The organism is Streptomyces sp. NPDC018029 (assembly GCF_044327655.1).
Classification (GTDB): Bacteria; Actinomycetota; Actinomycetes; order Streptomycetales; family Streptomycetaceae; genus Streptomyces.
Genome location: NZ_JBIRFV010000002.1, coordinates 1 through 14623, shown reverse-complemented (window position 1 = coordinate 14623; position 14623 = coordinate 1). Strand labels below are relative to the sequence as shown.

Below are 14623 nucleotides of genomic sequence, written 5' to 3'. Positions count from 1 at the left end.
GGGGTATCGCCGCCACACGGCCAGGGTCGCGCGAACATCAAGTGGGCGATGCTGACCTTTTGCTGACCCCTCGCAGCGAACAAGGCGGCTCGGTGAAGGGATGCGACGGGGACCCACTCCCCGCCCCCGAACTGCCGAACGTGCCGCTGAAACCGCGGAGGCGGGTGCGCTGAGCTGGTGTCATGCGTCATGCGTGACGCGCACGACCCCGACCACGCCATCCACTTGCCAGGCGGCTCGCAAGAGCGCCGTCGCGTCTACGGCTCCGTGAGACGGGCACTCCAGCTGGACCACCCCGTCACGTACTCGTAGCCGGATGTCGTCCCGGTCGGCCAGCGGCGTCCGCGCCCGGAGCTCCGCGGCGACGTCCCTGTGTATCTCCTCATCGGTCCGCAGAAAAACCGTCAAGAGGTCCCGGCGGGTGGTGATGCCGATGAGTCGGTCCTCCTCGTCCACCACGGGAAGCCGGGCGACATGTCGCCGCTCCATGATGCGAGCGGCGTCGACGACGCGCTGTTCGGGATGCACGGTGACTGCCGGAGTGGTCATCAGAGTCCGTGCCGTCGGGGCGTTCGGCGAGGCGGGATGAGAACGGCCGTGCCGGGTTGCCTGGCGCCGGGTGAGATCGGTCTGCGAGACCACGCCCATCACTTTGTCGTCCTCGTCCACGACCGGCAGCCCGCTGATGCGGTGTGTCGTGAGGAGGGCAGTCAACTCCTTGAAGGAGGTGTCCGGCCGTGCCTGGACCACCTCGTCGGTCATCACTTCACCTACGGTGCGGGTCCTCACCGCGATCACCTCTTTTCCGTCGTACTGGCGTACGGCCGTGTCGGCCGGAGGCTTCGTGTCGTGCAGCACCACCCTTCCGCTCGGACGGGCGACGTGGCAGATCCGGTCAGGGCCCACAGGGAGGGCCTTTCGGCCCATCGGCGCTCGACAGCACAGGGGCCATGAGCGGAAGGGCGCCGGACAGGAGGATCGCGCCGAGCGGAGCATGCGGAGCGGGAAATGGGCCATCCGGCCCTGGCCCTTGGACCCTGGTCCGGTACATGCTGCAAGTCGGCCCCCGCCTCCGGGGGCGATCAGGAATCACGGAGCTGCTTGATGACGGACAACACCGCCGGCGCCGACGGCTCGGCGCCAGAGCCGATCAAGGTCTTCCTCCTCGACGACCATGAGGTCGTACGTCGAGGGGTGCACGACCTGCTGGACGGCGAGCCCGACCTGACCGTGGTCGGAGAGGCGGGCACCGCGGAACAGGCCCTTGTACGCGTCCCTGCCCTGCGTCCCGATGTGGCCGTGCTGGACGTGCGGCTTCCCGACGGTGACGGAGTGAGCGTCTGCCGCGAACTACGCTCCCGGATGCCGGAACTCTCCTGCCTGATGCTGACGTCGTTCGACGACGAGGAAGCGCTTCTCGACGCGATCATGGCCGGTGCGTCGGGCTATGTCCTCAAGCAGATCACCGGCACGGACCTCGTCTCCGCCGTACGCACCGTGGCCGCGGGGCAGTCTCTCCTGGACCCCGGAGCGACCGCGCGGGTGATGGCCCGGCTGCGGGGTGGCGGCCAGCAGAAGGAGGAGCAGCCGTCCGGCCTCGCCGGACTGACGGAGCGGGAGCGGGACATCCTCGCGCTGGTGGGGGAGGGGCTGACCAACCGGGAAATCGGCAAGCGGCTCTACCTGTCCGAGAAGACCGTCAAGAACAACATCTCCCGCCTCCTCGCCAAGCTGGGGGTGGAACGCCGTGTGCAGGCCGCCGTGCTTGCCACCCAGCTGACCGACCGTCCCCACAACGACGCCTCGAACCCGCCGAAGTAGAGCCCCCGGCAGCGTCCCGGGGGGCCTGGCACGCCGTACCCTGCCGTCCCTTCTCCCCTCCCATGCCGTCCTGTCCACCGACCGCGGGCTCCCCGTAAGTCCCGGCTGGTTCCCCCGTTGGTTTCCCTCGGCGGCAGTACGAGTGGATAGGCTGGAGAAGGGCAGGGCGTGGTGGATCGAGGAGGGGTCTGTGGGCGTTGAGGAACCGTTGTCCCGGATGCCTCAGATGCGGCTCGACGAGCTGCTGGAGGAGCTGCAGGCGCGCATCAACGCCGCTCGCGGCACCCGGGACCGCGTGCACAGTCTGCTGGAAGCCGTCGTCTCGGTGGGCCGCGAGCTGGACCTGGCACAGGTGCTGCGCCGCATCGTCGAGGCCGCCGCGCAGCTCGTGGACGCGCGGTACGGCGCGCTGGGCGTCATCGGTCCCGACGGCCGCACACTCTCGCAGTTCCTGACCACGGGGCTGTCGGAGGAGGAGATCGCGAAGATCGGCCACCTGCCTGCCGGACACGGGCTGCTCGGCGAGATCATCCACAACCCCGAACCGCTGCGGCTGCGCGATCTCAGCGCTCACGAGGCGTCGTACGGCTTTCCGGCGCACCACCCGCCGATGCGCACGTTCCTGGGCGTGCCGATCCGAGTCCGCGACCAGGTCTTCGGCAACCTCTACCTCACCGACAAGCGGGATGAGCAGGACTTCGACGCCGAGGACGAGTCCGTGATCTCCACCCTTTCCGTGGCCGCCGGCGTGGCCATCGACAACGCCCGGCTGTACCAGAACTCGCAGCGCCAGCAGCGCTGGCTGCAGGCCAGCGCGGAGATCACCAACCACCTGCTCTCCGGCAGCCCCCGGCTCCAGGTGCTCGAACTGATCGCCCGCCGCGCCCTGGAGATCACCGGAACCCGCCTCGCGGACGTGTCGGTGCCCGTCGCGGGGACCGACGACCTCGTAGTCGAGCTGGCGATCGGGGCGGACGAGAGCGAGCGGCGAGGTCTGGTCGTCCCCGTGGTCGGCACCCTGTCCGGCGCCGCTTACAAGACCGGCACGCCGGTCACCTCCGCCGTCCTCGCGGCCGACGAGCGGTACCACGCCGGGCCTCGCCGTTTCGACGGCCTCGGCCCCGCGGTGGCCGTGCCGCTGGGCACCGGCGGCGAGGACACCCGGGGCGTCCTCCTCCTGGCGCGCTCCTTGGACGGCCAGCCGTTCACCGACGAGGAGCTCGCCCCGCTGCTCGCCTTCGCCGGACAAGCGGCCCTGGCCCTGGAGCTCGCCGAGCGCCGTCACGACGCCGAGCAGCTCACCCTGCTGGAGGACCGGGACCGCATCGCCCGCGACCTGCACGACCTGGCGATTCAGCGGCTCTTCGCGACCGGCATGACCCTGCAGAGCGCCGCGCGTCTCGTCGAGCACAGGGGCGCCGCGGAAAGGGTCGAGCGGGCCGTCGGTGACCTGGATGAGACCATCAAGATCATTCGTTCTACGATCTTCGGCCTCCGTACCCGCGACGAGGACATCGGCCCCAGCCTGCGCGCCCAGGTCGCCCGAGCGGTCGGGGAAGCCGCGCCGGCGCTCGGCTATCCGCCCCGGCTCAGTATGGAGGGGCTCCTGGACACCGATGTGCCCGCGCAGGTGGCCGACCACATCATGGCGGCGCTCACGGAGGCGCTGAGCAACGCGGCGCGGCACGCGCAGGCGACGCGGGTGGAGGTCAGTGTGCAGGCCACCGCCGACGAGGTCGTCCTGACGGTGTCGGACAACGGCAAGGGCATCCCCGAGGGAGGCCGGCGCAGTGGCCTCGGGAACCTCGCGGAGCGGGCGCATGCGGTCGGAGGCACGTTCGAGATCGAAGGGGCGGCCGGGAACGGCACGCGACTCGTGTGGCGTGCCCCCTTGGACGTCTCCGGCAACACGTGACGTCTGGCGGCTGTGCGCCTGCCTTCACGCGGAGGGTGAATTCGCGGCCGCGGTGCCGGGTGTCCCGTTGAGGGGCGCTGGAGTCGCCGTCCAGGGCTGAACGGTCAGCCGTAAGCCGGTGACGATGTCGGGCTGGATGCGCAGGGCGTGTTGCATGGCCCCCGTCACCCACGGCCGCAGGACGGAGCGGTAATGGTCCAGTTGGTCGGGATGCGTCACCAGGCGCGCGTATCCGGTGACGACCACGCTCCAGCCGAGGTGGGTCTCGGCATCGATCACATCGGCTTCGTACGCCACGACAAGTCCCGGCCCCTCGGAGGGCGCCGTGAGTGAGGCGAGCGTCGTGCCGTCGTGGAGACCGACGATGACGTCGTCGCCGTCGAGGCAGTGGTTGACGGGACGTACCGCGGGCAGCGCCTGGTGGGTGAATACGATGCGTCCCAGCGAGACGCCGCCCAGGAGCCTCAGAGCGTCGGTCCGGGACAGGGGCGTCAGGTGCCGCGGCGCCACTTCGCGGGAACCTTTCGCCTGGTCCGCGTACTCGTTCATCGTGCGCACCCTCCACTGCGGCTGTCCGCCCAATCCGTCCCGGCCTGACGTCAAGCGTTCCTGTATGCGTCTCACGGGGCCAGGGCCGAATGGTCCCTGCGGCGGGCCCCTCGCGGATCGGCCGCACCCCGGACGTGGCCACCCTCAGGCGAACGAGCACGGGATCGCGCGGTCCACGCCGAGAGAGCGCAGCACCCGGCCCGGCCGGCGCGGAATGCGGCACAGGCGGAGCCGGACGCCGTCCGCCGCGCACCGCCGGTGCAGGTGCAGGAGCAGTTTCACCCCGGAGGTGTCGCAGAAGGTGAGGCCCGCCAGATCCAGGACGACCTCCGTCCCGCCCCCCGCCGACACCAGCATCAGCTCGGGCTCGATGCGCGCGACGGTGTCGAGGTCGAGCTCACCGGCGAGCGCCAGGCCCCTCACTCCGTCGCACTGTGTCTCTGTCGTCACGTGGATGGGAGTGATGTGGGCGATGGAGGTGCTGGTCATGGGCTGCCTTCCACGAGAAAGGAGGGGCGGGGCGCGACGGGGGCCTCAGGCGTGGGGTACGACGGCCACGGGGCAGGGCGCGTGGTGCAGGACGGCGTGCGCGACGGAGCCGATGCGGGTCCCGACAGGGGAGCGGCGGGTCCGGCGGCCGACGACGAGGAGCCGAGCGCCGGGGGCCGCCGCGAGCAGTACCTGTCCGCCGCTGCCCAGTTCGACGTGCTCGACCACTGGCACGTCGGGGAACCGGTCGCGCCAGGGCGCGAGTGCCTCCCGCAGCGCCTTCTCCTCGTACTGCACCAGGCCGCCCGCCTCGTCCGCCAGCCGCAGTGATCCGGGGCTGTAGGCGAAGACGGACGGCAGGCTCCATGCCCGTACCGCGCGTACCGCGGCACCCCGCGCCGCCGCCGCCCGGAAGGCGAAGCCCAGCACCTCGGCGCTGTCCTCCGCGGACCCCTGCTGCCCCACGAGGACGTCACCGCTGTCCGGCAGGGCTCCGTCCTGCGGGACACGGACGGAGACGACCGGGCAGGAGGCGGCGGCGATCACCTGCTGTCCGTACGAGCCCAGCAGGAACCCGAGGAGGGCGCCGTGCCCTCGCGAGCCCAGTACCAGCGTTTCGGCGCGCTCGGCCTCGCGCAGCAGGGCGGCGACGGCGGTGTCCGACACCACTTCCGAGGCGCACCGCAGCTCGGGGTGCCGGCCTGCCGCACGCGTCTCGGCCTCCCGCAGGATGCCGCGGGCGGACTTCGCCTGCTCCTCCGGGTCCTGCACGATGGGCACCTCAAGGGGCTGCCAGAGCCAGGCGTGCACCAGACGCAGCGGTGCTCCACGGAGCGCGGCCTCGTCGGCGGCCCAGTCGACAGCCGCGAGGCTTTCGGGAGAGCCGTCCACTCCTACGGTGATCGCGGGGGTCATCGCATACCTTCCTCAAAGGTTTCATGGGGCGTGGTGCGACCGTGTCGGCCGCTGCTCCGTCGACTCAGCATGGCGTCGTCGGCCGGGGGCGGGGGAGGGCCGACCGGCCCTCTCGACGTGGCCGTTCGGGGCCGTGCCGGGACCGGGCGTACCCGGTGGGGGGTGGGGGCGGGCTCGGGTTTGGCCCGCCCGCGCGACCGGCTCCCCTCCGGTCGCGCGGGCGGGCGGGGCGGCCTCCGAGCGCGGACGCGCTCGGACGTGCCGCCCCGGGAGGGTCCTGGCGCCGCGTCGGCGCTTACCGGGCGTCAGGACCTTGAGGTCTGTATCCCTCGCTGTGCGTGGTGGTGCCTCGCGGTCGTCGCGCCGAGGAGGGCCAGGGGTTGCCTGTTGCCCCTTGAATGTCTCACTGACCGGGCGTCATGGCTGGTGGCACACGGCCCTGGTGCGGGGGCCGAACGGCCCCGGTCCGAGGCCAGTTGGGGTGGAAGGCCGGTAGGAGGCCCGGTGCCCGCGATCGCGACCGGAGACGCGCAGTGGTGCAGAACCGCGTGGTTGACCGGCCCGAGCTGCATGCCGACGTGCCCCTTGCGCCGACGGGCACCGACGACCAGCAGGTCCGCGTCCGACGCGGCCGCAAGGAGGGCGGTGCGGGCACTGCCCTCGACGACATCGTCGCCGCGGGAGTGGTCGGGAACCTCATGAGCCGGGCAGCGCCAGGCGTGCACGGCCCGCAGGGCGGCGCCGCGCAGTTCGGCCGCCCGGAAGGCGAAGTCGAGTGCCGCGGTCGAGCGCTCCGCGAGGTCGACACCGACCGCCACCCGGCCGAAGCGGCTGCCGTGGCTCTCCCCGCTGCCGCGCACCACGATCACCGGGGCGGCGGCGTGTGCGGCCACCGACAGGCTCACCGACCCGAGCAACAGCCCGGCGAGACTGCCGGGCCCCCGGGTGCCGACCACCACGGCGCTCGCCCGGTGGCTCTCGCGGATCAGGGCGGCCGCGGGGTCCTCAGGCGGCACCTGACTGATGACTTCCACACAGGTGACCTTCGCGGCCACGGTGCGCCGAGAGGCGTGCTCGACCGCCTGGGTCACGATCCGCTCCGCGTACGCCTGCACGGAGTCACCGCTGATCCCCATCGACGGTTCGTGACCCTCGTACCACTCCCAGCTCGACGCGTGCACGATCCGGAGCCCGCCGCCGCGCCGGACGGCCTCGTCGAGCGCCCAGTCAACTGCCCGCGAGCTGTCCTGCGAACCGTCCACGCCCACCACCAGCGGATGCTGCCCCACGATTCGCAACTCCCCTGCTCCGCGGTCTGTTTGCCTGGCTGCGCCCCCGCTCGCTGGTACGTCACGCCGGCCCTCGGGCCGCCGCCTCACACGTCACGGCTCCCGGGTGCCCTGCAGCATCCGGGGGAATCGAGGGGCGGGCCAAGGGGGCCGGTCGGCCTTTGCGGGTGCCCGGACGGCCCCTGCGCTCCGGCGCCCGCGACGTACGACGCTGTGAGTAAGCAGTACCGGGACCACGGCAGTACGGGACCACGGCCTCCAGGAGATTCCCATGACCACCGTCACCACCCCGCGCATGGTGCAGGCACTCTCGGCCGAGCACCGGGAAAGGCTGATGAGCCTGGCTCGCGAGGTCACCTTCCCGGCGGGCACCCGCCTGTTCAATGAAGGCGGCCGCGCCGACCGCTTCTGGATCATCCGCTCCGGCACCATCGCCCTGGACATGCGGGTTCCCGGCTACCGGGCACCCGTCATCGAGCGACTCGGCTTCGACGAACTCGTCGGTTGGTCCTGGCTGTTCCCGCCACATGTCTGGCAACTGGGGGCCGAAACCGTATCTCCGGTGTGCGCCCACGAGTTCGAGGCCGCTGCCGTCCGCCGCATGTGCGGACGAGATCCCGCCTTCGGCAGGGACGTGGGTCAGTGGGTCGGCAAAATCCTGGCCCACCGGCTGCAGGCCGCCCGCACGAGGCTCCTCGACCTGTATGCGCCGTACGGCAGTGGAGGCAATCGGTGACTCGCCAGGGAGCGCGCGGGCCTTGCGACTGATCACAGGCGTGGCGGGGCCACGCGCGTGCTGGTAGTCGCAGCACGCTGTGCCCGGCGTCGCGGGCGGCGGTGCATCGGATCGTGTCGGACGAACTGTGGTCGCTGGTCGAGCCGTTGCTGCCGAGCGAGGTCCGAAGAAGGTAGAGGGCAGAACAGGCCGCGGGTGCCGGACCGGCAGGCGTTGTGCGGGATCTTGTTCGTGCTCTACACCGGCATCCAATGGGTGTGCCTGCCAGGGGAGTTGGGCTTCGGCTCGGGCGTGACCTGCTGGCGACGCCTGGCGACGTCTGGCGGCCCGGAACGAGGCTGGCGCCTGGGGCCAACTGCACGTCGCGCTGCTGAAGAAGCTGCGGTCGGCCGACCAGCTGGACTGGACTCGGACGGTGATCAATTCCTCGCACATCCGGGCCGCTCGGCGAGGCCTAAAGGTGGGTCCAGCCCGGTCGACCGCGCGCGGCCGGGCAGCGAGCGCCACGTTCTCACCGACGGGCAGGGCATCCCGTTCGCGGTCTCGCTGACCGGCGGGAACCGCAACGACGTCACCCAGCCTCTGCCTCTGCTGGTCAAGATCCCGGCCGTGGCTGGTCTCGTCGGCCGGCCCCGGTGTCGGCCGGACATGCTCTTCGCCGACCGTGGCTACGATCATGACAAGTACCGGCGCCTGCTGCGAGTCCGTGGTATCCGCCCAGCGATCGCCGGACGCGGCCAGCCGCACGGCACCGGCTGGGCGCTCAAGGCCGCGCCCTTGATGCCGCCGCGCAAGGCGACATCAAGGGCGCGCGGAGCCAGGCTCAGCCGCCGACGTGGTGCCGGCGTTTTGCGGCCGATCGAGGCTCACTTGTCCTCCGGCTCTCTAGGCGCGCAAGAGATGATGAGATTGGACGACATCAGTGGGGACGTATGTTGGCGCACTGCCCGAAGGTGCTTCCGGGCCCAGGTGTTCTCGTTGCTTGCCGCAGGCGGTGGACCTCGGTGTCAGGAACCGGGAAGCTGTCCTGCCCTCGCCCACTGCTCCATCACCGGCTTCACGGCGGGGTCGGCCAATTCCAGCCTGATGCCGTGGTGGTCGTACGACGTGATGGCGGCGATCGGATCCGATGCGGCGTCCATGCGTATGACGGCATCCATGCCGAAGCCCTGGGACCTGAGCCGGGCGAGCCGGGCCTTCATATCGCGTTCCCAACAGGCGTAATACAGCAGGGTGCCCGCGCGGGAAGGACCGAAGACGCCGTCGCCAGTGGCTTCGATCAGTTCGACGTACGGCTCGCGGGTACGGGATATTGCCTGACGCTGCCGGAACGGTATGTGGGTGACATCCCCTTCTTGCTGATGCGGGGATTCGGTCCAGGCCGCGGCGGTGAAGGATACGCCGAACACCGTGGCGCACCGCTGGATCGCCTCGTCGATGTCCGGTACGACCATCCCCACGTGGTAATAGGAGTCGGGCAGCGAACCCTCCTCCGCGAGCCCGGCTTGCGCGGTCATACGGTTCTTCAAGGCCGGTGCCACGTAACAGATCCGGGTTCCGTACAGATCGGGCTCCGTGATGATCATTTCTGGTGAGCAGCCCGGCGCCGTCGCGTAGGTCGCGGCGATCCCGACGCCTTCCTGACGCAGCTTTCGCAACCGATCCTCGGGGTCTTCCTCCCACCAGCCCCAGTAGGCGAGCGAACCCAACTGCTCCCGGTCGAACACACGGTCCTGCTCGTCCACCGCCTCGACCAGGACGAAGTAGGGCTCCCGTGTGAGGGACACACTCATGCGCAGAGTGGAATGTGTGGTACGGCCAGAGGCGTCGGTGCGGGAGAAGGCATATTCTTCGGCGCTTCCGAAGGACACACCGAATACTTCCCGGAACCTGTCTGCCGCTTTCTCGATGCTTTCCACGATCAAGGCGGTGTGGGAAAACGAAGGAGGCAGTTCTTCCGCCACCTGGTCGGCCATGTCGGGCATGCTTTCTCTCTCCTTTTGCGGGGCATCTCCGTGAAGAAGCCCGCGGGTGTATCCGAGCGTGTCGACTCGTCAAACACTAGAACCGGACAACCCGCCTGGCCCTGGTCCTCCAGGTGGAAAAGGGTGTGCCGTCTCCTCCTTGCAACCCCCTCCTCAAGGAGGATGGCGCGGAGATCTGGCCATGCCATCCGCCGAAGCCGCGTCAGGCCGTTGCTGGAGCGGGCGGTTGGCCGCCGAAGACGCTGCGGATCCAGACCTCCGCGAGGGCGGCGACGCGCTGGTCGTCGGGGATGCGGGGCTCCATGCCCAGCAGAGCGGCGTACAGGTTGCGCTCGCTCATCCACACCAGTGTGGTGGCGAGGATGCCGGCGGGTGTGCCCGCCGGGGCACGTCCCGTGGCCCGCTCGTGCTCGATCCACGCCGTGGCCGGTTCGATGAACAGATTGAGCAGCCCGGTATAGACGCTTCGCAGTTCCGCGTCCGCCCCCATGGCGTCGGACGCGGCCAGCACCACCGGTGCGTGCTCCCGCCACAGCGCCAGGATCTCGGTGTAGTTGGCCTCGAACGTCCGCTGCGGCGTCGGATCCGCCTCGGTGGTGCCGAAGCCGCGCAGCGCGATCTCCAGCTTGTCCTGCATGACCCGTTCCAGGAGGGCCGCCAGCAGGGAGTGCTTGGTGTCGAAGTAGAAGTAGAACGTCGGCCGTGAGATGCCCGCCTTGGCGGCGACCTCTCCTACGGAGATCTCAGCGAACGGCTTCTCCGTCAGCAACGTCTCCGCGGCGGAGAGCAGCCCTTCCAAGCGACGGTCCCCCCGACTGGCGGGACGCGACCAGCTGCGCGGGGCGGCCTGGGCCGGCTCTTCAGGTGTGCTCGTGTCGGTGCGTCGGGCTGCCACGCGGCTTCCTCTCCTTCTGCGGCTCCTGTCTCCACGAAGAACGGCGTCAGACGGTGAGGAGCCCTGCTCAGGGTAGCCAGCGGGAGAGGCCGTTCCGGCTCCTGGTCGGCGGTCGCGGCGGGGCGGGGGAGGGGCCGGGGCGGTGGGGCACAGACGCAGGGACACAGGCAGGAGCCAAGAATCAACAGGTGTTGAGTTAAAGTGACACCTGTTGGGCGGTGGCCGCTCGCAAGGTGCGCATATCTGTGCGCACGCACCACCGCATCCCATCGAAAGGGGCCCACGTGGCAACCATCCTGATCACCGGAGCGTCCGACGGCCTCGGCCGCGCGCTGGCCGAGGATCTCGCGGCGGACGGCCACCGCCTGCTGCTGCACGGCCGCGACCCGGGGCGGCTGGCCGAGGTCGCCGCCACCACAGGCGGAGAGGTCTTCCCCGCCGACCTGTCGTCCCTCGCCGCGACGAAGCGGCTCGCAGCCGACGTCCGCGCCCGGCACCGCAGTCTCGACGTCCTCGTGAACAACGCGGGGGTGGGCTTCCAGGGCGGGAACACCCCGCGGGAGGTCTCCGCGGACGGCTACGAACTCCGGTTGGCCGTGAACTACCTCGCGCCGGTGCTGCTCACCCGTGAACTCCTTCCCCTGTTGCGCGAGGCCGCGCACGCACGCATCGTCAACGTCGCCTCGGTCGGCCAGCAGCTCTTCGACTTCGACGACCCGCAGCACGAACACCACTTCACTCAGGCCGACGCCTACTGCCGCTCCAAGCTCGCTCTGATCAGCCACACGGTCGACCTCGCGGAGCAACTGGCCGACTCGGGCATCACCGTGAACGCAATCCATCCCGCGACCTTCATGGCGACCACCATGACGAAGACCTCCGGCATGCCGGTCCAGGAGTCACTGGAGAAGGGGGTGGCCGCCACGCGCCGACTGGTGGACGCCGCCGACCTCGCCGGCGTGACCGGCGCCTACTTCCACAGTCAGGAGAGGGCCGACCCCTCGGAGCCGGACGCCCTCACCCCCGCGTACCGCAACCGCCTCGCCGCGCTCACCCGGCGCCTGCTGACGGCCGCAGGCGTCTGACCACTCGCCTTCTTGGTTTCCCACCTCTCACAGGAGCATCCATGGCACGCACGTACGTCAGCGCAGTCCTTCCCGCCACCGCCGAAGCCGTATGGCAGCTCGTCCGCCCCTTCGACGGTCTCCCGCGGTGGCACCCGGCCATCGCCGCCAGTGAGTTGGAGGAAGGTGGGGCCACGACGGTCGGTGCGCTGCGGCGCCTGCGCTTCGCCGGAGGCGACACCACGGTGCTGGAACGCCTGACCGCGTTCGACGACACCGCACGCACCTTCACCTACGAGCTGGTCGAACACCCCTTCCCCGTCCGGCGCAGCGTCTCCACGCTCCGGGTGCTGCCCGTGACGGACACCGGCGAGACCTTCGTCGAGTGGTCGGCCGAGTCGGAGGAGGACGCCGCGGACTCCGCCGCCGCGCAGACGCTCGTCGAGGAGCTGTACGGCAGCGGACTGTCCGCGCTGCGGCGGCACTTCGCCGCCTCCCGGCCCTCTCACGAGGCGCCGGTCGGCTGACCGGGCCCTCACGATACGACGGCCCATCTGAGCGGACCCTCTTGGACGACCTGACCGAGAGCGCCGCCCTCGGACTCGCCGACCCGCCCCGGACGCCCGTGCCCGCTCACCTCTGGGTGACGGGCCTTGGCTAGGGTTGCCCGGGGAGGACCGGCCGTCGTGACGGTCCGGGGAAGTGATGCGGCACGCACCTGCCGTGAAAGAGGGCAGGACCACACATGGAAGCACCGCCACGTCGCACTCTCGCCGAGCGTGTGAGCAAGGCGAGAGGCAGCGCCTTCGTCGGCAGGGAGACCGAACTGGCCCTGCTGCGCGACGCCCTCGCCGGGCGGCCCGGTGCCGCCTCCGTGCTGTACGTGCACGGCCCCGGCGGCATCGGCAAGTCGACACTCATGCGGCGGTACGCCGAGGAGGCGCGCGGCGTCGGCCGACCGGTGGTCCACGTGGACGGCCGGGCCCTGCCCGCCGTGCCGGAAGCCTTCGAGAAGGCGGCCGCCGCGGTCGCGCACACGCCCGGTGCCCTGCTGCTCATCGACACCTTCGAGTACTGCCAGAGCCTGGAGGGCTGGCTGCGCGAGGAGTTCCTGCCGAGCCTGGCCGACGACGTGCTGGTGGTCGTCGCGGGCCGACACGCGCCCGACGTCGGCTGGTTTGCGGACCCCGGCTGGAGCGACCTGCTCAAGGTGGTGGCGCTGAAGCAGCTCAGCGCGGGCGAGGCGGAGATCTTCCTGGAGCGACGGGGAGTTGCCCCCGCCCGGCGCGGACCCCTGCTCGCCTTCGCCTCCGGTCACCCGCTCGTCCTGGCGCTCGCCGCTCAGGTGGCCGGGACGGAGGGGAGCGACCTGCCGGACTCCGGATGCTGGAGCCCCGCCCCCGACGTCGTCACGTCGCTGCTGCGGCGGATGCTGGGTGATCTGCCGGGCCCCCGGCACCGCCTGGCTCTCGAGGTCTGTTCCCAGGCCCATGTGACGACCGGGGCACTCCTGCGTGCCATGGTCGGTGACGACGCCCCGGAACTGTTCGCGTGGCTCCGGGAACAGCCGTACGTGGACTACTGCGCCGAAGGGGTCTTCCCCCACGACATCGTCCGCAAGGCACTCGCGGCCGACCTGCGGTGGCGGGACCCCGAGGGATACGACCAGCTGTACCGGCGCCTGCACGAGCACTTGCTGGAACGGATCGGCTCCGTACCCGCCGAACGGCTGCTGCACGAGGTCGGTTCGCTGCAGTTCCTCTACCGGGGCGAGGGCCACATGGCTCAGAGCCACCTGTGGCATCTCCCCGGGCTGGTCGAGGACCACCCGTACCTGCCGTCGGACGAGGAGCACGTGCTGGCCCTCGCCGAGGAGGCGGAGGGCACCGACTCGGCAGCGGCGGTCCGCTTCTGGCTCCGCGGCCGGCCACAGGACTTCCGGGTGCAGCGGCTGCGCGGCACAGCGCCTGCCGTGGCGTTCTCCGCCTGGCTGCGGCCGGAGCCGGGTCAGGGCCGCGAGCACGACCCGATCGCCGCCGCGGTCTGGGACCACGTCGCTTCCCACGGACCGCTCGGCCCCGGGGAGCACGTCGCCCTCGGCCGCTTCCACGTCCACCCGCGCCACTATCAGCGGCCTTCGCCGGTGATGGACCTGATGCTCTGGCGCATGCTCGGCGAGCTCCTGCGGGACAGCGGGCCGGCGTGGTCGTTCATCGTGCTGCGCGACGACGGGTTCTGGAACGCGCACATGGAGTTCTGCGACATGACACCGCTGGCGCGGCCCGTAACCGTCGGAGGAGCGGCCTACCGCGTCTTCGCCCACGACTGGCGTGACCTGCCGCCGCGCGCGTGGCTGACGGCCAAGCAGCAGACACTGCTGTCCGCCGCCGACAAGGGCTCGGACGGTTCCGGTACGTCTCTTCCCCGGCCCCGCGCCCCCCTCGCCCCACCGGCCTTGAGCCGCCCGGAGTTCACCGCCGCGGTCCGCTCCGCGCTGCGCGACCTGAACCAGCCGCGGGCCCTGGAGGCTAACCCGTTGCGCCGCAGCCGCCTGGTCACCGACCACGGCATGACGCTGCGGGAGGTGCTCGCCCACGCCGTCGCGGGCCTCGTCACCGAACGCGGGGGAGACAAGGCGCTCCGCGTCGCCACGCTCGCCTTCATCGAGGGAGCGCCCACCCAGGAGGCGGCGGCCCGGCGCCTGGACATGCCGTACAGCACGTACCGGCGGCACCTGACCACCGCGGTCTCACGGATCGAGGAGATCATGTGGCGTCACGAGGAGAATGGCCTGCCGCTGCTTCCTCCATGACGGCGTGACAGTCGGGGGGGCGCCCCCCCCCCCGGGGGCCCCCCCCCCCCCCCCCCCCCCCCCCCCCCCCCCCCCCCCCCCCCCCCCCCCCCCCACCCCCCATCCCATACGGGGGCCGGGGGCCACGGCGGGGGGGGGCGGTGGCCCCCCGGC

At 71.0% G+C, this 14623-nt stretch carries 13 protein-coding genes and 1 pseudogene; 7 read left to right on the top strand and 7 right to left on the bottom strand.

Annotated elements, in window-relative coordinates:
- Window positions 1-180 precede the first annotated feature (180 nt).
- Complete coding sequence (locus ACH4D5_RS04665; protein WP_398298587.1) at window positions 181-762, bottom strand: CBS domain-containing protein; 582 nt, start codon at window positions 760-762, stop codon at window positions 181-183.
- 342 nt (window positions 763-1104) lie between these two features.
- On the opposite strand from ACH4D5_RS04665, the gene ACH4D5_RS04660 reads away from it, so the two are divergent.
- Together ACH4D5_RS04660 and ACH4D5_RS04655 are read left to right on the top strand one after the other, a co-directional pair.
- On the top strand, window positions 1105-1821 hold the full coding sequence (locus tag ACH4D5_RS04660) for a response regulator (RefSeq protein ID WP_398298585.1): 717 nt from the start codon (window positions 1105-1107) through the stop codon (window positions 1819-1821).
- A gap of 217 nt (window positions 1822-2038) precedes the next feature.
- On the top strand, window positions 2039-3736 hold the full coding sequence (locus ACH4D5_RS04655; RefSeq protein WP_398298583.1) for a GAF domain-containing protein: 1698 nt from the start codon (window positions 2039-2041) through the stop codon (window positions 3734-3736).
- 24 nt (window positions 3737-3760) lie between these two features.
- Here the strand turns inward: ACH4D5_RS04655 and ACH4D5_RS04650 are convergent, their stop codons facing one another.
- The 4 genes from ACH4D5_RS04650 to ACH4D5_RS04635 all read right to left on the bottom strand — a co-directional run bounded on the left by ACH4D5_RS04650 (window position 3761) and on the right by ACH4D5_RS04635 (window position 6978).
- A complete protein-coding gene (locus ACH4D5_RS04650) occupies window positions 3761-4285 on the bottom strand; it encodes a pyridoxamine 5'-phosphate oxidase family protein (protein WP_398298581.1) in 525 nt (174 codons plus the stop codon).
- Window positions 4286-4429: 144 nt separating this feature from the next.
- The gene (locus ACH4D5_RS04645; RefSeq protein ID WP_398298579.1) at window positions 4430-4774 is read right to left on the bottom strand and encodes an STAS domain-containing protein; all 345 of its coding nucleotides are present in this window, start codon (window positions 4772-4774) and stop codon (window positions 4430-4432) included.
- 45 nt (window positions 4775-4819) lie between these two features.
- Window positions 4820-5689: a universal stress protein gene (locus tag ACH4D5_RS04640; protein WP_398298577.1), complete on the bottom strand. Its 870-nt coding sequence runs from the start codon at window positions 5687-5689 to the stop codon at window positions 4820-4822.
- Window positions 5690-5994: 305 nt separating this feature from the next.
- Entirely contained in the window at window positions 5995-6978 is a 984-nt protein-coding gene (locus tag ACH4D5_RS04635; protein WP_398298575.1) for a universal stress protein, read from the bottom strand.
- 271 nt (window positions 6979-7249) lie between these two features.
- On the opposite strand from ACH4D5_RS04635, the gene ACH4D5_RS04630 reads away from it, so the two are divergent.
- Both ACH4D5_RS04630 and ACH4D5_RS04625 read left to right on the top strand, forming a co-directional pair.
- On the top strand, window positions 7250-7714 hold the full coding sequence (locus ACH4D5_RS04630) for a Crp/Fnr family transcriptional regulator (protein ID WP_398298573.1): 465 nt from the start codon (window positions 7250-7252) through the stop codon (window positions 7712-7714).
- A 101-nt stretch (window positions 7715-7815) separates the two neighbouring features.
- Window positions 7816-8521: pseudogene (locus ACH4D5_RS04625) on the top strand (IS5 family transposase); the annotation flags it as partial.
- Between the two features lie 200 nt (window positions 8522-8721).
- On the opposite strand, the gene ACH4D5_RS04620 reads toward ACH4D5_RS04625, so the two are convergent.
- A complete protein-coding gene (locus tag ACH4D5_RS04620) occupies window positions 8722-9699 on the bottom strand; it encodes a VOC family protein (RefSeq protein WP_398298571.1) in 978 nt (325 codons plus the stop codon).
- Window positions 9700-9901: 202 nt separating this feature from the next.
- The gene (locus ACH4D5_RS04615) at window positions 9902-10594 is read right to left on the bottom strand and encodes a TetR/AcrR family transcriptional regulator (RefSeq protein WP_398298569.1); all 693 of its coding nucleotides are present in this window, start codon (window positions 10592-10594) and stop codon (window positions 9902-9904) included.
- 284 nt (window positions 10595-10878) lie between these two features.
- Between ACH4D5_RS04615 and ACH4D5_RS04610 the strand changes: the two genes are divergently transcribed.
- From ACH4D5_RS04610 to ACH4D5_RS04600, 3 genes are all read left to right on the top strand, one after another.
- Entirely contained in the window at window positions 10879-11679 is an 801-nt protein-coding gene (locus ACH4D5_RS04610) for an SDR family NAD(P)-dependent oxidoreductase (protein WP_398298567.1), read from the top strand.
- 41 nt (window positions 11680-11720) lie between these two features.
- Window positions 11721-12185: an SRPBCC family protein gene (locus tag ACH4D5_RS04605; RefSeq protein WP_398298565.1), complete on the top strand. Its 465-nt coding sequence runs from the start codon at window positions 11721-11723 to the stop codon at window positions 12183-12185.
- Window positions 12186-12439: 254 nt separating this feature from the next.
- Complete coding sequence (locus tag ACH4D5_RS04600) at window positions 12440-14470, top strand: ATP-binding protein (protein WP_398298563.1); 2031 nt, start codon at window positions 12440-12442, stop codon at window positions 14468-14470.
- Window positions 14471-14623 lie beyond the last annotated feature (153 nt).

Bases quoted from the DNA above. Each gene is read 5' to 3' on its own strand.
- ACH4D5_RS04620 (WP_398298571.1), bottom strand. From the start codon at position 9,699: ATGCCCGACATGGCCGACCAGGTGGCGGAAGAACTGCCTCCTTCGTTT.
- ACH4D5_RS04660 (WP_398298585.1), top strand. From the start codon at position 1,105: ATGACGGACAACACCGCCGGCGCCGACGGCTCGGCGCCAGAGCCGATC.
- ACH4D5_RS04650 (WP_398298581.1), bottom strand. From the start codon at position 4,285: ATGAACGAGTACGCGGACCAGGCGAAAGGTTCCCGCGAAGTGGCGCCG.
- ACH4D5_RS04655 (WP_398298583.1), top strand. From the start codon at position 2,039: ATGCCTCAGATGCGGCTCGACGAGCTGCTGGAGGAGCTGCAGGCGCGC.
- ACH4D5_RS04640 (WP_398298577.1), bottom strand. From the start codon at position 5,689: ATGACCCCCGCGATCACCGTAGGAGTGGACGGCTCTCCCGAAAGCCTC.
- ACH4D5_RS04645 (WP_398298579.1), bottom strand. From the start codon at position 4,774: ATGACCAGCACCTCCATCGCCCACATCACTCCCATCCACGTGACGACA.
- ACH4D5_RS04630 (WP_398298573.1), top strand. From the start codon at position 7,250: ATGACCACCGTCACCACCCCGCGCATGGTGCAGGCACTCTCGGCCGAG.
- ACH4D5_RS04605 (WP_398298565.1), top strand. From the start codon at position 11,721: ATGGCACGCACGTACGTCAGCGCAGTCCTTCCCGCCACCGCCGAAGCC.
- ACH4D5_RS04665 (WP_398298587.1), bottom strand. From the start codon at position 762: ATGACCGACGAGGTGGTCCAGGCACGGCCGGACACCTCCTTCAAGGAG.